Below are 19,744 nucleotides of genomic sequence, written 5' to 3'. Positions count from 1 at the left end.
TTACACGGGGCAAAGCCTGAATGGTTACAAAAAGAAGTGATCGCTTTTATAGAGGCTTAGAAAGGGGTGAGGCCCCTAAAAGGGGCCTCCAGTGCGGCGTCCTGCCGCTACCATGTTGAACTGCTGTATCACATGGTGTGATTAATTTGTTGTATTAAATTCTGCCGTCAAGTTCAGCTGAAATAGGTGAGCTTTGTAGACCTTGCTCTGCAATCCAAGCTTGTAGCGTTTTGCCGTCTGACTCTGGCTGAGCTAAGTCTTTACTCGGCATTTTCTTTACAAGCAGAGTACCTACTTCAACTGCATTGTTTGTGATCGCTGTGCGAATAAGGCTTTGACCATTGCATGAAATACCCGAGTAGTAGTCGCGAAGTTTAAGTTTGTAGTCTGACTGAACGCTACGCATTTTTTTACGAAGTTCACCCTTGTCATCTGCCTGAACAATAGTACAGATGTTCGCAAGTGCTTCGTTGATGTCATTAGCCTGAGCTGCGTTAGAAAAAGCTAAAGTAGATGCCGTAATTACTAGAGAAGTTTTAACGATTTTCAACATGGTTAAATTCCTTCGTTTGTTGTTATTAAGATTATGTTTGTTCGTTGAGATGTATTAAACCTGAATCTAAGTTGCTGAAAAACATATTGTAAAATAACAGGGTATACCAAAGTATACCTTTCAAATATACGCTTGCTCCTTCGCTACTTATCTCGGTCGACGTTTTTGCTACCAAAGCATTCGCAATAAACATCAAAGAATAAGCTTTGGAGTAAAAAGCAATAAAAAAGGCCCCGTAGCAGTGGGGCCTTAAGCGCAGCATGTGCTGCTACCATGTTGAATTGGTTCACATGGCGTTGTGAAAATGGTATCTAAATTCTGTCGTTAAGCTCCGCCGAAATTGGCGAGCTTTGTAAGCCTTGTTCTGCAATCCACGCTTGTAAGGTTTTACCGTCAGACTCTGGCTGCGTTAGGTCTTTGCTAGGCATCTTTTTCACAAGCAATGTGCCTACTTCCACAGCGTTACTAGTAAGTGCTGTTCGGATAAGGCTTTGTCCACCGCAAGAAACACCTGCGTAATAATCGCGTAGTTTCAATTTGAAGTCAGACTGAACGCGACGCATTTTTTTACGCAGTTCGCTCTTATCGTCAGCTTGTACAATAGTACAGATATTTGCCAAAGCCTCGTTTACATCGTCAGCATGAGCTGTGTTAGAAAAAGCTAGAGTAGAGGCTGCAATTACTAGAGAGGTTTTAACGATTTTCAACATGGTTAAATTCCTTCGTTTGTTTTATTAATCGGTTGGTTTGTTCGGGATTAATTAAAAGACAACCAAAGCGTTTAAAAAATACTCACTGAAATAACTAAGTATGTCGGCAAATACCTTATACTAAAGGTGTAAGTGGGTAGGGGAGCGCTATAGCCTTTAGTATTAAAGGCGTTGGCGAGATAGAGGGATTTTGAGTATCAATTGTTAAAGCACAAAATAAAGTGCAAAAAAACAGCGTTTGATGCCGTTTTTTGCATTTTAACTATGTCGAAAAGCGAATTAGCGTACAGTTAGTCTTAGTAGGTTGGCACTAATAGTACATCAAATTTGTTTGTTTACTCGGTGAGAGGTAGTGTTAAATTTCGAGTAATGCTGATGCTGTTCGCTCCGTTGTGATAAGGCCATTTAAAAATTTAGAGCGAAGTGCGCCCCTAATAGCTTTAAATTTACTATCGCCCGCCGCCACGCCAATAACAGGCTTTTCTGGCGTAGCTTTCAATTTAAAGCTCGTCACTCTTTCATTAATATCGCATTTTATGAGTGCACCTTCTTCATTAAAGACCCAACTTATTATTTCGCCACATGCGCCAGAGTCAGACAATACGCCTAATTCGTCATCGCCGATAAAGCCGTCTTTGTAAAGCGGTGACACGCTACCTAAATTTCCGATACCGACGAAACTAATATCCGCCTGCTCAGCAAGCGCGTGAATGCGTGAAATATGCTGTTGTTGCTGCCACACTTCGCGTTCTGACTTACTTGAGGCTATAACTGGTGTGGGCATGGGGTAATGCTGCGCTTTTACTCTATCTGCAACGTGAACGGCAACATCATATCGTGTTGCTTCGCCGTTATCTGCAATATTACCTACTAACGACACTATTTTATGCTGGGGACAATGAAGAATAGATAGTTCATCTGCACATGCTCGAAGAACGCGCCCTGTGCCAAAAGCAATAGTTTGTGGCGTATCAAATTTAAGGGCTCGCTCTATGGCGGCAGCGCCTGCTTGGCCGAGTCCCTGTGTGGAATTAGGATCGTCGTCGACGTTGGGTACCACTTCGCAAAATGACAGCCCGAACTTTTCTTTAATGCCTTGCGCCAACTCCATGCATCTGGCTATGGGATGTTCCAAACGCACCTTCACCAAGCCTTCTGACATAGATAACGCCACAAGGCGCTGAGCGCTCTGGCGTGACGTGTTAAGGGTTTTTGCAATTTCATCTTGTGTTTTGCCCCCAACGTAATACATCCATCCTGCTCTTGCGGCTTCGTCTAGTTTGTTAAGTTCGTTTTGTGCTTTCTTACTCATTTATTTTTCTCGCGTCGAAAATGTCAGGGAGAAGAGAATGAATTTCGTCCCATGAATTGAGAGATTTGCTGTCATTTGGAATATCAGCTTTTATATCGTTATGTAAATGTGCACCACCGGTAAAATGAAGGCAGGACATCTTGGCGGCTACTGCTGCGGCTAAACCGGGCTGAGAGTCTTCAATAACTAAGCAGTTTTCAGGTTTTATACCCATCGTTGCCGCAGCATGTAAAAACAAATCTGGTGCTGGTTTACCTTTCTCTACCATAGAGCGCGTGAAAATACGTCCCTCAAAATAAGAGAAAAGGCCGGTGCTTTTTAACGCTTTAGTCGTTCTTTCGGGAGAACTGCTTGTGGCAACACAATAGGGAATGTGGCGGGCATCAAGGTTTGTTAATACGTTCTTGATGCCTGGTGTCCTTCGCAATGAGTGCTCAAACTTTTCATAGAGCAGAGCGTGAAAGTCCTCTTTAACCACGTCAGTTAACTCAAAGCAAAAGTCCGTTTTTAGTATCTTCTCTACGTGTTCTACGCTTTTACCAAGAAAGTGAGTGATAAAGAACTGCTTCGATAAAGAAATGTTATAGTCCGCTAGAATTTCCTGCCAAGCTTCCATAGACAGCACTTCGCTATCAATGAGTACACCGTCACAATCAAAGATCACTAACTTTACGGTGGTTGTTTGCAAAGGTTACTTTTCCTCATATTAAAAACACCAGTTATACGAAGACTCCACTACCAAAAGGAAAAGAACATACCATCAAGTTGGTAATGACATAATAAAACGGCGTGTACAATTGCCTAAGTGTAAAGTAATTGGTGCTTTGCTTTCTACCTTTTAAAACACTTTAGTAAAGAGCATATCGAAAGCGTATCTTTAATATCCAATTTATTAACAATTGCTGCTTAGCCAATATCCCGTAAGTTCAAAGGATTAGCGTCTTAATAGCGCTATATTGGCGAAAAAATAGCAAATAATATTGTGTTAAATTTGTACTCACATCGCACTTTGTTTTGTTAATAGGTATTTACAATTCCACTTCCATGTGCAAATATCTACCGAAATGAGATATGTCCCATATAGTGAGCGAATGCTCAAAAGTGATTTTTAATAAGGGACGGCCACCTACAACAAGAGATTTGAAGATGAAGTCAACGTCGAGCGATATTGATATTTCACAGGTAAGCGATGAGCAACTTCCTGTCGCTAAACATAAATTAAAGGGATGGAAGCATTTCATGGGCTTGTATGCCGGTGAACATGTTGCCGCAACAGAATTTGTTTTCGGTGCAACGTTTGTCGCCCTAGGCGCCACCATGACCGACATTTTGTTAGGCTTACTTATTGGTAACCTACTGGCGGTTTTAAGCTGGACACTTATCACTACACCTATAGCTGTTGAAACCCGTCTAAGCTTGTACTCCTATCTTCAGAAGATCGCGGGCGATTCGATGACAAAGCTCTATAACTGGGCGAATGTGATCATATTCACTGTAATATCTGCTGCGATGATCACAGTATCGGCAACGGCTGTGCGCTTTGCATTAAATATTCCTGCGCAGTTGAATTGGTATCCGACTAACTTAGCCTTTGTTGCTGTAGTGCTAGCAGTAGGGGTTATCGTTGTGTTTGTAGCCATGTACGGGTTTAACGCCGTATCTGACTTCTCCCGTATTTGTGCACCTTGGCTGTTCACTATGTTCATCTGTGGTCCACTTATTCTTATGCCTGCACTAGCAGAATCTGTAATAGGGCAAACGTTTCTAACATCGTGGAACGACTTTATGCACATTGGCAGTACGTCGGTGTGGACGGGGTTAACACAAAGCGGTGAGCCAGGGATTGGTTTATTAGAAGTTATTGGCTTCTCTTGGGCAGCGAATACCATTACGCATTTTGGTCTTATTGATATGGCGCTACTTCGATTTGCAAAGCGTAAGCGCTACGGCCTTTGCACATCAGCAGGTATGTTGTTCGGTCATTATATCGCATGGATTTCAGCGGGTATTATGGGCGCTGGAACCGCGGTTATCGTTCAAAAATCTATTGTTGAACTCGACCCTGGCGATGTTGCTTTCCACGCGCTAGGTCTATCAGGTCTTGTTATTGTTATCGTTGCAGGTTGGACTACCGCAAATGCTAACCTTTATCGTGCCGGGCTTGCTGCACAAGCTATTTTCAAAGATAAGTCACGTACCAAAACCACTGCCGTTGTTGGTATGGTCACGGTGGCCATTGCTTGCTTCCCATTTGTATTTACCAAGTTACTACCGCTGCTAACTTATGCTGGGCTACTTGTTGTTCCAGTGGGTGCAATAGTATTCGCTGAGCATATGATTTTCCCTCGAATTGGGTATACACGCTACTGGGCACATTATCAAAGTCTTACTCATAGCACGCCAGCTGTTGCAAGCTGGGGCTTAGGACTTGTGTTCGGCTTTGGTTTAAATGCTTTAGATGTAATTTCATTCTATTACCTGTTTATACCAACCTGGTTCTTTACTATTGCGGTATATACTGCGCTTGCAGCCAAGTACGGCGCAAAACAGTCATACCCAGAGCAGGAAGCGCAAGTAGAGGCTTTCGATGCACGCGTTGAAGCGCATCAACAACAAGAAGCTGCGTTAGAAAACGACCACGTTGAAGATATTAGCGCTGTAACCAAGCTATTGCGCCTTACTTCTGTAGCTAGCCTACTTGTGTCCATCGCGCTAGCAATTAAAACTTTTTCTCTTAGTGACACGCTTGCCGTGTACGAATCGAACCGAGATCTATTTTTCAATATTGGGTTCGCGTGCACCGTTATCTATTTCGTTACTGCGTATTGGGCGATGCGTCGCCAAAAAGCGCTTCAAAGCTAATAAGGTTTTTATGCAATCTCAAACGTCTATTTTATTAAACAAAGCTAATTTACCGTCGTTGCCGGCAGGTATTCAGCGCCCAGCCTACGATGTGGAGAATGTTCAAACAGGTATCGTTCACATTGGGGTAGGCGGCTTTCATCGTGCACATGAAGCTATGTACGTAGACAGGCTGATGGCAAAAACCGGCGATTTGTCTTGGGGCATTTGTGGCGTGGGTCTTCGCGAGAACGACCGCGCAATGAAAAAAGTGTTCGATGAGCAAGATAACTTGTACACCTTAGTTGAAAAACATAATGACGGCTCACGCGTTGCGTCAGTTATAGGTGCAATGACAGGGTTTATGATGGCAACGGATAACCCTCAAGCTGTCATTGATAAAATGTCTGAGCCTGAAGTGCGCATTGTTTCTTTAACTATCACAGAAGGTGGTTATAACTTTGATGCGTCTACAGGGGAGTTTATTACCACTAACCCAGACGTTATACATGACATTGAAAACCCCAAAAATCCAAAACTAGTGTTTGGTTATTTGGTTGCTGCTATTAAAAAGCGTAAAGAAAACAATGTTCAGCCATTTACTGTTATGTCGTGCGACAACATTCAGCACAACGGTCATGTGCTGAAAAAAATGTTGCTAGCTTACATCGAACTATTCGACCAAGCGTTAGCCCAATGGGTTAACGAGAATGTTAGCTTCCCTAACTCTATGGTGGACAGAATTACGCCTGCTACGACAAACGAAGATATTGTTTCGTTAAAAGCGCAGGGTATTGAAGATAGCTGGCCGGTAGTATGTGAGCCTTTCGATCAGTGGGTAATTGAAGATGATTTTTGCAACACTAAGCCACAGTTTGACGAAGTGGGCGCACAGTTCGTTAGCGATGTAGCCCCTTATGAAAAGTTGAAGCTACGCATGCTAAACGCCGGGCATTCAGTACTAGGACTAGTGGGTTCAGTTGCCGGTCTTGATACTATCCATGAGAGTGTAGAAGCTGCGCAGTTAAAGCAGCTATTGTCTATCTTTATGGAAAAAGAGGTGATGCCAACCCTAGACCAGGTTGAAGGCATTGATGTATTTGATTATCGCGACACGTTAATCTCTCGCTTTTCAAATCCGTTTATCAAGGATACCTTGGCACGTATTTGCTTAGAAAGTTCAGCCAAACTGCCAGTATTCTTGTTGCCTACGGTACGCGACAACGTAGTAGCTGGTCGCGATGTAAGTATTAGTGCCTTCGTCGTTGCGTGTTGGTCGTATTATTCTGATAAACACACGTCTCAAGACGGAAAGCCGCTAGAAATCAACGATGTATTGTCTGATACACTTCATCAAGCTGCCCAGCAAAACGACACGGACAGGTTAAGCTTCTTGAAGGTAGAAGAAGTATTTGGTGAGCTTGCCCAGCAAGAAAAATTTGCTGATGTATATAAGGCATTCCTTGAGCGAATTTATCAAAATGAGCCTGTACTTTCGATAAGCGAAGCAATTTCTGAAGAAAAACTAGCGGTGGCTAAGGCCAGTTAAGTATTAGTTACTCGTAAATAAACAAAGGGAGAGTAAATATTAACTCTCCTTTTTTTAAGATTAAAAAGAAAAAAGCGACCCGGAGGTCGCTTCTTAAAGTGCAGATTTCTCTGCAACCATGTTGAACTGGTTCACATGGCGTGAAATTGTCTTACAGTCGCTCTTGAAGCACCGCTGCGATTGGGCTGTCTTGCAAGCCGTTCTCCGCAACCCAAGCTTGTAAGGTTTTGCCGTCTGCTTCGGGGGCTTTTAAGTCGCTTTTCGGCATCTTTTTAACCAACAATTCTCCGGCTTCCACAGCATTATTAAGCATCGCAGTACGGATAAGGCTGTTACCACTGCAGCTAACACCCGAATAGTAATCTTTTAGTTTCATTCGATAGTCAGACTGAACGGCGCGCATCTTCTTTCTTAATTCGCCTTTATCGTCCGCCTGCACAATGGTGCATATATTTGCTAATGCCTCGCTAACGTCAGCGTGTGCTACTGATGACACACCGAAAGTACCAGCGATAACAAGAGAAGCTTTAACTATTTTCAACATGGCTAATTCCTCAAGTAAATTTAATAGTTGTTTTCGTTGGGATGATTAAACGATAAAGCTGAATTAAGAAAAATACATTAGCTAATACTTTTGTATATATCTTTATATCAAAAGGGGGCGAAAGTTTTATTTATTAGCCCTAAGCTAGCGCGAATTACCACGACAAAAGCATCTGGGTAGTCGTTAGCCTAAATATGGACAAATTTGATAAGATTTATTTTATACCATTATGTTACGCCTATTGAGCGCAGGATTAGCCGGCTTGTACACAGGCGGCTAATTCATCATCCCAGTCAGTATTAACGTTAGCAGCAATAATTTCAATTTTACTTTCAGCACACTCACTTAGCTCACTTTCAACTAAGTCGCCGTCTGCAAGGTTATAGCTAAATATGCCTGTGCTTGTGATCATTACCGCTTTTAAGCGTTCTACTTCTTGCTTATTTATCCAGGCTAATAGGGCATCTCTATCGAATTCTATGGAGGGGGAAAAGCGCCATCCCACAGCTTTAAAACCTTCCCCTTCATTTTCGATTTTTAAAAAGCCTGAATCGGGAAAAGGTCGTTCGTTAATTGAAGGTGTAGGCTCGCTATTGTGGTGATGGTGGGCATGTGCATTCATTTCTACAAGCGCATCCGATTTTCCCTGTAATACAGTAAAAGGTATTTCTCCATGTTCGCATAGTACGATTGGTATGTTCTGCTTGCCTCTATTAACCGCATAGTGCGTTAAGTTTTCTTCTTCATTTTGCCCGTACAAATCGCATTTATTTCCTACAATGACATCGGCAATATCAATTTGCTGATTAAACGTGGCATGCGTGGTATAGCGAGGATCTGTTAGCTTTCTTGCATCAACTAACGTGATAGTACGTTGAATATCCAGCACGTCTTGATAGTGTTCAGCGCTTAAGGTTTGCATAACTTCTACAGGGTGTCCTAACCCAGTAGGTTCAATCAGTAAACGGTCGGGTTTAGACTGGGCGAGCAATTGATTTAATGCTATTTGCATAGGTAAGCCTGCAGCGCAGCACATGCAGCCGCCGGGCACCTCTTTAATAAATACTTTCTGCGCATTTTCTGTGATGGAAGTAGACTTTCCAGTTTGCGTACCTTGCACAAGCGCACCATCAATACCTATCTCGCCAAACTCGTTAATTAGAATGGCCCAACGCTCGTTTGAAGGTTTTTGCTTTAACAAGTGTAGTAGAGCGGATGTTTTTCCCACACCTAGAAAGCCTGTGATGATGTTGGTAGGTACTGCTTTAATCATATCTATAGTTGCTCTTACTATGCGACAAGTTACTAAGAAGTAAAGCTGTAGGCTATCACAACGATAGGCTTAGCCCTAAGATACGCAATGAATTTGGTATATTATTGCGGCTAAGGGCTGCGCTTGCCCAGTTTTCTATGCGCTAAGTCGAGCTCCTGTTTTTGCCCCCGCGCCAAATGAAAAACCTAATGAAGTACTTGTGACTGGTTTTTCCTGCCGCAATCATGTAGCGCGTTTTGAAGGAAGAAAGGCGCGACTTACTATAGAAGTGGTAAATGAATTAATCTAACAACAAAACGCCCCGCATACTCTTATGGTAGCAGGGCGTTTTTTCCGTGTCAGAAATATATACTTTTATTGAGGCTTGAAGTTACTTGCCACTTCCATAATTTGCTCACGCATCCACATATGTGCATAGTCGTGGTCTGCACTGACGTGCCAATACAAGTAGTATTCTACCGGTGGCAGGTCAAAAGGAAGTTCGTAAATAGCTAAATCATAGTGCTTCGCCAAATGAAACGGTAAGCAGGCGATTAAATCAGTTTTTACGATAGTACTAGGCACGGTCAAGAAGTGCTGCCCACGCATAACCTCTTTTCTTCGTTTGCCCATCTTGTCGAGAGCAACATCAATAGGACCCGCACCAGATTTGCGCTGAGATACGTTAATATGCCCCAAACGCAAAAATGTATCTAAATCCAAACCGTTTTTAAGAGCAGGGTGGTTTTTGCGAGCAAGTACCACAAATCGGTCTTGCGCTATTTTCTCTTTACACAGATGTGGATCAGTAAACGTAGATGCATCGGCGAAGAAATCTAGCGTACCTGCCGCCATTGCTGAAACTACTTGGCTTCGAGGAATCTCATAATTCGTTAGGGCAATATTAGGCGCTAAATTCTGTAAACGAGACACTAGGCGAGGCATGATACTGGCCTCTAACAAATCTCGACTGGCAAAATTAAAAGACTTCTCGGCAGTGAGTGGGTCAAACGTGTGGCTTTCCTGGACGCTCTTGCGTAACAATGCAAGCGCCTGCCGGGCTGGTACAATAATGTTCTGTGCTACGGGTGTAGGGGTCATACTGTGACCTGTGCGCACGAAAAGTGGGTCGTTCAACATTTCTCTTAATCTGGCTAACGAGTTACTAACCGCTGGTTGGGTGATACACAAGACATCAGCAGCCTTGGTTAAACTACCAGCCGTATAAATAGCGTCGAATACGGCAAACAGGTTTAAATCAATTCTATTGAGATTCATAACTAGTCCTTTACGGGCGACTACCCTAATAAAAAAGCCAAAAAATGAAGAACCACTGTTGTTTTCACAGCGAAAAACGAGCAACTATAGAGACTGTTGCTACATAGCATCTACGAATAATTTACGTTAGTGTAACAAGAATATTTATAAATACCTATTATTAAAAGTTAATTGAAACATTCAACTGAATAATAGTAGTTTCGTCGTTAATAAACGGAGATTGGACTTAGATATGAAGACGCTTTTAGATTTATCGGTTGGGGATGTGCTTGAACAAGCTGATTTTTTAACTGTAACTCAAGACATGATTAATCAATTTGCTGATGCCACTGGCGATCATCAGTGGATTCATCTAGACACAACTCGCTGTGAAAAAGAGAGTCCATTTAAAACAACTATTGCACACGGTTTTTTGAGTGCCAGTCTTATGCCCAAAGCTTTTGGTGAGGTACTTGCTCCAAGTGACAACATTGCCTCAATGATAAACTATGGCATAGATAAACTTCGATTCCTTGAGCCGGTCAAATGCGATGACGCGTTAAAGTACCAATTTAAACTTGTTGATGTAAGCGATAAGCCTCAAGGTAAGCTTTTTAAGGTAGAGGCTAGCTGCATTTTGAAGTCGAGCGGGAACCCAGCACTAGTAGGAAGCTTTTTAATGTTGGCGGTCATTAAACCACAATAGTAACTGAACTATGGCGTAGGTTTACATAAGCTTGATTTTACGCAGTCTGCGCTCGTATACGGCGTTCAGTTAACAAACCAAAGTTTGTTTATTACGAATAAAGGTCAGATGGAAAAAAGGTCAGAAAAGGCAACCCCTTATCTGACCTTATCAACTAGCACAACTATCGTCTTAATTTGACGCTTCTTGTGCACCTTCTTCAACTGCTTCGCCTGCACTTTGAATATCTTCACCAGCGCCTTCGATAGTCGCGCAACCGCCCAAGCTTCCAATACTCGCTGCAAAAATAAGTGCTAAAAACGTATGTTTACGTGTTGTTGAATTTAACATTTCCATTTTGTTTCTCCTTAGGGTTTACTCATCATCGGCTTGACTTGAATTATCAGCCGCTTTTTCGTCACCGTTTGTTTGTGACGATGAATTATTATCAGATGAACTCCTCTCATCGCGCTGCTTAAGCATAGCATTGAGCTTATCGCCACCTTTTGCATTAAAATCTAATGTTCTGATAGGGAACGGGATTAGAATGTCGTTGTCTTCTAGCACGGTCTTGACTGTGTTAATGGCATCGTGACGCACAACCATGAACCCAGGTTCTCCGGGATAGCGGATCCAAAACCACAATAGTAAATTGATACTCGAGTCACCGAATGATTCTGCATAAACGGCGGTCTCGTCCTTTTTAATTACATAGTCTTTATCATTCATCGCATCGGTGATAACTTGCGCGGCTTTTTCAATATCGTCAGCGTATGAAATGCCAACCGGAACCTCTATCCTCCGGTAGCCTAGATAGGAGTAGTTGGTCAAAATATTGCGAAATAGGATCTTGTTTGGGATAACTTCAAGTTGGCCATAAAAGGTTTCAACAAGCGTATTGCGTAGGTTTATTTCTTTGACGTTTCCAAAGACCCCTTCAGCCTCAATCACATCACCAATATCGAAAGGCTTTCTGATGCCCATTGCTACACCGGCAATGAAGTTTTCCGTCATATCTTGAAACGCAAAACCAATGGCTAGGCCAACGATACCCGCACCAGCAAGAAGAGATGTTACCGTGCCTTTTAGGCCGACAAAATCTAGGGCGATAAATATACCGGCGACAAGAACTAGGGCTTTAATAATAGACGTAAGAAGACCGGCTATCTGACGAGACTCAAAGGTCCGTCGCATCAACTTGCCTGCAACATTTCCTACCATTTTGGCGATAAGACCAAAAACAATCGCAATGACAAATGCAACAACAATGTTTGGTAGTAAGGTGATTGCGCCCTCCATCCAGCCTTCAAGCTTTTCACTTAGAAGCTTGTATACTTCATCTATCTTAGGGAACTCCATAGACTCCATTACCTTTTTCGATTGATGCCACAAAAAGGTTCAAAAATTGTTCCGCTTTCATAACTATGGTAAGCCTCTGAATTTGCACTATTTATTAGTTTTCTGGTTTTCCCTTTAAAACCCTGTAGTGAATAAATTACGCAGTTAGAGCAAGTTCTTCTCACTATATTTTCATCCCCGCTGTCACGTGATTTTTGCTTGTTAGCCTTAAGTATATCTGGTCTGACCATGTGTAAAATTAATGTAAACATATTATTCACAATAAATTTACAAAGCTAAAATTCGGGCATAGTATCAGTGATGTAGGTCAACATTCTGTAGGCCTCTAACAATAACAAACACGAAATCGAACAGCCTGTTGCTAGCGGAAAGTGTGGGTAGTAGTGCCGGTAGTGATAAGCCCAGATTTGGAATCACACTATGAAATTTAAAACGCGTAAGACAGCAGTATCCGCAATGGTCGGCACTGCGTTATTTTGCTCTCCCTATATCGCATCAGCCCAAGAATCTGACGTCGAATCCGAGCAAGAAGCTAAGAAAGACGTAGAACTAATCCTTGTTACCGGAAGCTTTGTTCGCAGAAGCGAAAACTTTGAATCTCCATCACCGCTCGCTGTTGTTGGCAGTGTTGCAATAGACGCCATTGGTGCCAAAAATATCGCCGATATCACTCAGACGTTGACCATCAACACTGGTGCAGAGAACAACCCAGACGCTTTCACCCAAAATGCCACCGCAGGCACCTCTAACATCAACCTTCGCGGTTTAGGTGTAGCATCTACTTTGGTACTGCTTAATAACAAGCGCCAAGTTGTTACCGCTCAGCCTACAAACGAAGGGCTCAACTTTGTAGACACAAGCTCGCTTGTACCTATGATTGCCATTGACAGAATGGAAGTAGTTAAAGATGGCGCATCTGCTTTGTACGGTTCAGATGCTGTTGCAGGCGTGGTTAACTTTATTACTAAGCGTAACTATGACGGTGCCATGGTGACTGCTGACTACCAAGACGGTGCGCACGGCGACAATAAAGAATATATTTTGCAAGGTTTGTGGGGGGCAACGGGCGATAACGGGAGCGTATTAGCGGCAATCAGTTACACAAATCGTTCACCACTGTTTTTAAGCGACCGACGCTTGAGCCGACCACAAGATGATACAAGTGCATTGGGTAATCCTGGCTCTTTCTTTTTAAATATTCCTGGTGCAGGCCCTCTACCTATTATTGACCCTTACGGATGTGAAGAATTTGGCGGCGCACCAAACCTGCTTGCGCCTAGTGGCACCATCCCAGGGTTAGAGGTTGGTTTTTGTGGTTTTGACTTTGGTAAGTTTTATTCTTATGTAGCGGATGAAAGCAGAACTAACGCCTACGTTCGCGCTGACTATGTATTTGATAACGACATTACGTGGACAGCTGAATTCAGTACCGCTAGAAACCGTGCTGAACGGGGTGGGGCACCGAGCTTCCCTATATTAACGTCGCCTATCGTTCCAGACTATCATCCGCAAAACCCATTTGGTCAGCCAGTGGCGTTTTTTGGGCGAGCTGAAGGCAATGGTTTTCCTGGTGATTCAGCCAACACTGAATCGGATACTTTGCGCTTTAGTACTAGCTTGCAGGGCGTAACAGATACTGGTTTCTGGGAGGTCAGCTACACCCGTGCAGTGAACGATTTTGTATTTAGAGTACCCGATGTGCTCAATACTGAGTTTCAACTTGCACTATACGGACTAGGTGGGTCAAATTGTGACCCAATTGCTGGCTCGCCGGGAGTGGGTGACTGTGAATTCTTCAATCCGTTTGCGAGTTCATATACGAGTGCTCCGAATTCTGACTATGTAGTGAGTTCATTTACCGGAACAGAGGTTATTGATTCGAAAGCAGATCTTGAAGTATTCGAAGCGTTTACCTCGTTTGATGTGTTCGAAATGGGCGGCGGCTTTGCAGCATTAGCCCTAGGCGTCCAATACCGTGAAAATCAGCTTAGCCAAGACTACGATGACTTGGCTAATCAAGACAGCTTTACCTTTGTAATCGGCAACCCCGATATTGACGGTAGTCAAGACGTATGGGCAGCCTTTGGTGAGCTTGCGTTGCCTATCAATGATGAATTAGATGTGCAATTAGCAGTGCGTTATGAAGATTACGGCGGCTCTATTGGCAGCACAGTCGACCCTAAACTGGCTATATCATGGCGCGCCACTGATGAGTTTTCATTACGGGGTTCAATATCCACGTCGTTCAGAGCGCCAACGGTATTCCTAGCGCAGGGGGGCGCTACATCTTTGCAGCAGCTTATCGACCCTGTGCAAGGTGCAACTGCTTTCGTGGCAGTTAGAACATCAGGTAATGAAGATTTAAAACCAGAAGAGTCGACTGCTTACAATATTGGTTTCTCTTATGAGCCTTTCAGAGACCTTTCTGTTGAGGTTGATTATTGGAACTTTGAGTTTGAAGACCTGATCATTCAGGAAAATGCGCAAGCTGTGCTAAATGAAGATCCGACCAATACAGAGAGAGTAATTCGCGCGGGTGACCCGCTAACAGGGCCTGTACTTCAAGTAAATAACACCTACGTTAATGCAAGTTCGCTAGAAACGTCAGGTCTCGATTTCGTTACAAGTTATAAAATTGAAACGGATTTTGGTAACTTTACGCCAACGTTAAATGCAACTTACATTACTAAATACGATTTGATGGACCCTCAGGCTGGTAACATTGATGGCGCTGGACGTCGTAATTTCAATAACATAGGTGTGTCTTCACCTGAGTTGCGTGCTAACTTAGGTTTAGCATGGCAGAGCGATATTCATGCTGCCAATATCTTTCTACGTTATATTTCGTCTTATGATGACGATCAAAACTGTGCAGACGGGACGGCTAACGTAGGTGGTTGCTCAAATGGCTTTTATGAAGTTGATAGCCACCTAACGGTTGATGCCCAATACAATATTGATTTGGGCGGGTTGTACGATACCGAGCAAAGCTATGTATTAACTTTAGGTGCCATTAACTTGTTCGATGAAGAGCCGCCTCAATTATTTACCAACAGCGGTTTTGACTCTAAGGTTCATGATCCAAGAGGGCGCCAAATTTATGCTCGCTTAGCAATTGAGTTTTAATTAATAAAATAACACAGTGAAAACCTGCCTTTATTGTTAATGGTTAAAGGCAGGTTCTTTTGTAAACCATTGTCTCCACTACGCCCTCCCTTTTTCGTCTACGATATTTTCCATTTATAAACCGATTGATTACATTATGACGCACCTACGGCATAGGGTTACCTATGAACAACGTGAAGCGAAGGAGAGAAGAATGGCGACTAAGCTGTCAGAGAAAGAAATCACTGCAAAGTTAGATGTGTTGAACGAACTGGTATCAGATGACACACCTTGGGAACAAAGTGGAGATACAATTAAGAAGACGTTCAAGTTTAAAAGTTTTATACGTGCATTTGGGTGGATGTCGCAAATCGCGATTTGGGCGGAAAAACTAAAACATCACCCCGAATGGTTCAACGTATATAACAAAGTGGAAGTGACATTGACTACTCATGATGCTGATGGACTAACGGAACTCGATTTTTCACTTGCAGAAAAAATGGAAAAATTTAGATAGTTAGGGGAGTCATCTGGTTAAAATGGGCTTGTTTCGGCGGCGATTTGTATTAACTTTGCACATGTTGGTCAATTAAACCGCTAACAGTCAGAAAAATGAAATATTTCTCGGCTTGGCTCTTGTGTTGAATAAGTCTCTATGTATAATACGCCCCACGTTGAAGCGAGGCATGAAACGCAGCGGTTACAACGTTAATTTTCTGGCGCGGGATGGAGCAGTCTGGTAGCTCGTCGGGCTCATAACCCGAAGGTCGTAGGTTCAAATCCTGCTCCCGCAACCACAGAAAATAACCAGAATTTCAAAGCGCTGCAAATGCAGGCTTTACCGTACAGTCGCGGGATGGAGCAGTCTGGTAGCTCGTCGGGCTCATAACCCGAAGGTCGTAGGTTCAAATCCTGCTCCCGCAACCAAATTTGTAAAATCAGAACTAAATAATATTGCTTAAGCAATATTTACCGTACAGTCGCGGGATGGAGCAGTCTGGTAGCTCGTCGGGCTCATAACCCGAAGGTCGTAGGTTCAAATCCTGCTCCCGCAACCACTTTAAAAACCCAGCTTTTGCTGGGTTTTTTCTTTTCTGATTGCGCAATCCGTAAATATCTTCTCGATTTAACTAGCGGACATTAAGGTCGTTTTTAAGAAATAATTGCCGCACATGCTAGTCTAGTATGCTAAGTTAAACTCATGCCACCATTGAACAATTAAACTTACAGGTAGTTTGGCCGCGCCATGATTGCTCGCTTTTTCACGTACGAAGGACACGCCACATTAATTGAAGGCGCTTATCATTTCCCCCTTGTTGCTCTGTCTTTATTAGTCGCTGTTTTCGCTTCATTTATGGCGTTTAACGTTGCAGGGCAAGCAGCTGTCACTCAAGACAAATTAAGACGAAATACTTTATTAATTACCGGTAGCATAGCGCTAGGGGGCGGTATTTGGTCAATGCATTTTCTAGGCATGACCGCCTTTGATTTGTGTTTACCTGTCAATTACGACCCCTTGATAACTGCACTTTCTGCTATTCCTGGTGTGGCTGCTGCTTGGGTAGCTCTGAACCTTTTGATTAAAACCCGTATTAGCGTTACCGAGGTAGTCTTAGGTGGCGTGTTGATGGGAGCTGGGATAGGCACCATGCATTATAGTGGTATGGCCGCAATGGAAATGGCGCCGCTTCTTCGCTATGACCTTAGTGTATTCGCTCTTTCCATCGTCGTTGCTGTTTGTTTGGCAATGCTATCGCTATGGATAAAGTTTGGTATTACTGCCGCGGCTAAAAGCAGAAAAATGCTGGGTAAGCATGCATTACTTGCGAGTATTGTTATGGGGCTGGCCATTGCGGGTATGCACTATACTGGCATGGCTGCGGCAAGATTTGTTTTACCACCGGGTATGGAAACGTCCGGCCAGTCGTCAAATATCGCCGTCTATCTAGCTATTTCTATTGCTATCGTAACACTAGTGCTAATTACCATGGTGTTGGGAATTAGCCTTTTATTTAAATACCGCGATGTGATGTTGCGCGCGATAGAAAGTGAACGAATTCAAAGCGCGATTACTGATACTGCCGTCGACGCTATTCTCACCGTGGATGATAAGGGCATCATTAAAACCGCTAACCCCGCTGTAGAGCAGATTTATGGTTACACGCAGCAAGAAATAGTGGGTATGCACGCTGCTGAAATTATCCCCCATGAAAGACGATATTTGTATGGCGACGACTTTTTTAGCCAGCGCGTTGTACCAACTGAACAAATAATTGGTACCGGGAGAGAAGTAGAAGTTCTGAGGAAAGGTGGTGAGCGAATACCAGTGCGCTTGGGCGTAGGCTATACAAAAATAGACGGTAAGCCAGTATTTGTTTCCTTTGCTTCCGACCTTAGAAAACGCAAAGAAATCGAAGATGCGTTGCGTGAAAGTGAGGCTAAGTTTAGAAGTTTAATTTCGAATATCCCGGGTATGGCCTATCGATGCTTAAATATGCCAGGCTGGCCTATGGTTTTTGTAAGTGACGCTGTGTTTGACATTACTGGTTATTCACCCAGCGATTTCGTATTACCCGATCCAAAACGTTCGTTTACCGACCTTTACCATCCAGATGATATTGAGCGGCTTTCTAATGTTAGTACTGAACACAATGCCTTTTCTTATGAATATCGCATTATAGCTAAATCAGGTGAAGTAAAGTGGGTAACAGAGCATGGCACTCATGTAAAAGACAATGATGGCAATATCCTATATGTCGATGGTTTTATATCAGACATAACCCAAAGGCGGGTTATGGAGGATGAGTTAAAAGCTGCGAAAGACAAAGCTGAACACGCAGCTGCAGCACGTACTGCATTTCTTGCCAATATGAGTCACGAAATTCGTACACCTATGAACGCGATCATTGGTTTTAGCGACTTGATGTTAGGGGAGTCATTGCGTGAAGAACAGAAATCCCATCTCACCACGATAAACCGTTCAGCCCGTTCACTACTGCACCTTCTTAACGACATACTGGATAGCGCAAAGTTAGATAAGGGGAAGCTTGACTTAGATTACCGCGACTTTCTTATTCGAGAAGAATTAGATTTGGTTGTTTCTACATTTTGGTTAGAAGCTAAGCGTAAAAAGGTGGGGCTAGTCCTAAATGTGGATTCTTCGGTGGCAACTGGTTACAGAGGTGTGCCAGAGCGCATGCGTCAAGTGCTCAATAACCTTATCGGTAATGCCGTTAAATTCACTCATGAAGGTGAAGTGTCGATTAACGTAAGAGGTGACGATAAGTTTGTCTATTTTAGCGTGTCAGATACCGGCATTGGTATGACGCAAGAACAAGTGGATCGCGTTTTCGACCCGTTCTCGCAAGCGGACGCGTCGATGAGCAGAAAATATGGCGGAACTGGCCTGGGAACCACAATTTCTAAACAGCTTGTTGAACTTATGGGCGGAAACATCTGTGTTACCAGTGAAAAAGGCAAAGGAAGCACCTTTACCTTTAGGTTGCCGCTAGAAGCGGTTGAAGTCAGTGACTATACACCTGACACTTTAGAATCGACTTCAACCCAACTTCAATCAACGTTAAATGTATTAGTGGTTGATGATGTACAACAAAATGTAGAGCTTTTGTCATTGCTCCTCACGCGAGCAGGGCATCAGGTAGATACTGCTACTGATGGTGTCCAAGCGTTAGAAAAAATGGAGTTGGCTTCATTTGATGTCGTTCTAATGGACTTGCAAATGCCCAACTTAGACGGATTAGAGGCCGCAAAGCAACGACGTAAATTTGAGCGAGAACACCAGCTACCCCCAACACCTATTATTGCGTTGACTGCAAGTGTTTTAGTGCAGGATAAGCATGCGGCGCAACAAGCCGGCATGGAAGGGTTTGCTAACAAGCCTGTGGATTTTGGTTTACTTATGGAAGAAGTTGCGCGGGTGCTGAAACTCGATACTGTTGTTGCCGCAGACACGCCGATAGAAAATGACTCAAAATCAGCGTTTAAAGCCGATAAAGCTACCTTAGATTTGAAGAAAGCGGTTGGTCTGTGGGGAAGCGTTGAGACGATATTGCAAGAAGTGGACAAATTCACTTCAACAAGTAGAGAAAAGGTCGACGAGTTGATGAACGCAGCTATTAGAGAAGACTATAAAGCGGTAGCATCGCTTTCTCATGGCTTAAAAGGAACGTCGGGTAACCTATGTTTAACTACCTTCTTCCGTATCACTAAAGAGATAGAGGCGCAGGCGCTGAAATCAATTATTGATATTGAACAAGTCAATCAGCTCCGCGACGCTCTAGAGAAGATAGAACTGATGCTAAGTGAATCGCCCTTATATGCAGAAAATGCAATCAATGAAAGTATAGACAATGCTTTGCTCCTCAGTCACCTGAAAGCTATGCTCAATAGTGTAGAGCAAAATATGGTGGATGAAGAGGAACTGTCATTTTTAAAAGAAATAGGGTGCTCCAATCATAGTGAGCAAATCGGTCAAATTCTCTTAGATATAGATGACTTTGAGTTTGAATTGGCGCACGAGCACATTTCTTCATTAATACAAGAGTTAAAGTAGCTCA

Annotated in this window: 15 protein-coding genes and 3 tRNA genes; 9 read left to right on the top strand and 9 right to left on the bottom strand. The window is 43.2% G+C overall.

What is annotated here, in order from left to right; genetic code table 11:
* Nucleotides 1-154 precede the first annotated feature (154 nt).
* From ACYTPF_RS01385 to ACYTPF_RS01370, 4 genes are all read right to left on the bottom strand, one after another.
* Entirely contained in the window at nucleotides 155-553 is a 399-nt protein-coding gene (locus ACYTPF_RS01385) for a DUF3718 domain-containing protein (RefSeq protein ID WP_461850931.1), read from the bottom strand.
* 311 nt (nucleotides 554-864) lie between these two features.
* A complete protein-coding gene (locus ACYTPF_RS01380) occupies nucleotides 865-1,263 on the bottom strand; it encodes a DUF3718 domain-containing protein (protein WP_461850930.1) in 399 nt (132 codons plus the stop codon).
* 355 nt (nucleotides 1,264-1,618) lie between these two features.
* Entirely contained in the window at nucleotides 1,619-2,575 is a 957-nt protein-coding gene (locus ACYTPF_RS01375) for a sugar-binding transcriptional regulator (RefSeq protein WP_461850929.1), read from the bottom strand.
* Nucleotides 2,568-3,263, bottom strand: a complete 696-nt coding sequence (locus ACYTPF_RS01370; RefSeq protein ID WP_461850928.1) for an HAD family hydrolase — start codon at nucleotides 3,261-3,263, stop codon at nucleotides 2,568-2,570. Before ACYTPF_RS01370 ends, ACYTPF_RS01375 begins: the two co-directional genes overlap by 8 nt.
* A 458-nt stretch (nucleotides 3,264-3,721) precedes the next feature.
* On the opposite strand from ACYTPF_RS01370, the gene ACYTPF_RS01365 reads away from it, so the two are divergent.
* Nucleotides 3,722-5,437 carry a purine-cytosine permease family protein gene (locus tag ACYTPF_RS01365; protein WP_179983210.1) on the top strand — a complete coding sequence of 572 codons (1,716 nt, stop codon included), beginning with the start codon at nucleotides 3,722-3,724 and terminating at the stop codon, nucleotides 5,435-5,437.
* A gap of 10 nt (nucleotides 5,438-5,447) precedes the next feature.
* Nucleotides 5,448-6,965, top strand: coding sequence for a mannitol dehydrogenase family protein (locus ACYTPF_RS01360; RefSeq protein WP_461850927.1), 1,518 nt, complete (start codon nucleotides 5,448-5,450; stop codon nucleotides 6,963-6,965).
* 151 nt (nucleotides 6,966-7,116) lie between these two features.
* Here the strand turns inward: ACYTPF_RS01360 and ACYTPF_RS01355 are convergent, their stop codons facing one another.
* From ACYTPF_RS01355 to ACYTPF_RS01345, 3 genes are all read right to left on the bottom strand, one after another.
* Complete coding sequence (locus tag ACYTPF_RS01355; RefSeq protein WP_179983212.1) at nucleotides 7,117-7,509, bottom strand: DUF3718 domain-containing protein; 393 nt, start codon at nucleotides 7,507-7,509, stop codon at nucleotides 7,117-7,119.
* A 253-nt stretch (nucleotides 7,510-7,762) separates the two neighbouring features.
* On the bottom strand, nucleotides 7,763-8,782 hold the full coding sequence (locus ACYTPF_RS01350) for a CobW family GTP-binding protein (protein ID WP_461850926.1): 1,020 nt from the start codon (nucleotides 8,780-8,782) through the stop codon (nucleotides 7,763-7,765).
* Between the two features lie 354 nt (nucleotides 8,783-9,136).
* Nucleotides 9,137-10,039, bottom strand: coding sequence for a LysR family transcriptional regulator (locus ACYTPF_RS01345; protein WP_118495179.1), 903 nt, complete (start codon nucleotides 10,037-10,039; stop codon nucleotides 9,137-9,139).
* Nucleotides 10,040-10,271: 232 nt separating this feature from the next.
* Between ACYTPF_RS01345 and ACYTPF_RS01340 the strand changes: the two genes are divergently transcribed.
* On the top strand, nucleotides 10,272-10,724 hold the full coding sequence (locus tag ACYTPF_RS01340) for a MaoC family dehydratase (RefSeq protein ID WP_461850925.1): 453 nt from the start codon (nucleotides 10,272-10,274) through the stop codon (nucleotides 10,722-10,724).
* A gap of 171 nt (nucleotides 10,725-10,895) precedes the next feature.
* Here ACYTPF_RS01340 and ACYTPF_RS01335 read toward each other — a convergent pair whose 3' ends face one another.
* Both ACYTPF_RS01335 and ACYTPF_RS01330 read right to left on the bottom strand, forming a co-directional pair.
* Nucleotides 10,896-11,060 carry an entericidin A/B family lipoprotein gene (locus ACYTPF_RS01335; protein ID WP_081765829.1) on the bottom strand — a complete coding sequence of 55 codons (165 nt, stop codon included), beginning with the start codon at nucleotides 11,058-11,060 and terminating at the stop codon, nucleotides 10,896-10,898.
* An 18-nt stretch (nucleotides 11,061-11,078) separates the two neighbouring features.
* On the bottom strand, nucleotides 11,079-12,062 hold the full coding sequence (locus ACYTPF_RS01330) for a mechanosensitive ion channel family protein (RefSeq protein ID WP_269916445.1): 984 nt from the start codon (nucleotides 12,060-12,062) through the stop codon (nucleotides 11,079-11,081).
* Between the two features lie 420 nt (nucleotides 12,063-12,482).
* Here ACYTPF_RS01330 and ACYTPF_RS01325 point away from each other — a divergent pair, with 420 nt between their 5' ends.
* From ACYTPF_RS01325 to ACYTPF_RS01300, 6 genes are all read left to right on the top strand, one after another.
* Nucleotides 12,483-15,188, top strand: a complete 2,706-nt coding sequence (locus ACYTPF_RS01325) for a TonB-dependent receptor (RefSeq protein WP_461850924.1) — start codon at nucleotides 12,483-12,485, stop codon at nucleotides 15,186-15,188.
* A gap of 193 nt (nucleotides 15,189-15,381) precedes the next feature.
* Complete coding sequence (locus ACYTPF_RS01320) at nucleotides 15,382-15,684, top strand: 4a-hydroxytetrahydrobiopterin dehydratase (RefSeq protein ID WP_461850923.1); 303 nt, start codon at nucleotides 15,382-15,384, stop codon at nucleotides 15,682-15,684.
* Between the two features lie 203 nt (nucleotides 15,685-15,887).
* A tRNA-Met gene (locus tag ACYTPF_RS01315) sits at nucleotides 15,888-15,964 on the top strand.
* Nucleotides 15,965-16,017: 53 nt separating this feature from the next.
* Nucleotides 16,018-16,094, top strand: a tRNA-Met gene (locus ACYTPF_RS01310).
* Between the two features lie 54 nt (nucleotides 16,095-16,148).
* Nucleotides 16,149-16,225, top strand: a tRNA-Met gene (locus ACYTPF_RS01305).
* Between the two features lie 188 nt (nucleotides 16,226-16,413).
* The gene (locus tag ACYTPF_RS01300) at nucleotides 16,414-19,740 is read left to right on the top strand and encodes an MHYT domain-containing protein (RefSeq protein ID WP_461850922.1); all 3,327 of its coding nucleotides are present in this window, start codon (nucleotides 16,414-16,416) and stop codon (nucleotides 19,738-19,740) included.
* The last annotated feature ends 4 nt before the right edge of the window (nucleotides 19,741-19,744 follow it).

Source organism: Alteromonas sp. HB246098 (genome assembly GCF_054890645.1).
Note: the sequence above shows the minus strand (reverse complement) of the source record. Positions and strands in the feature narration are given on the sequence as shown.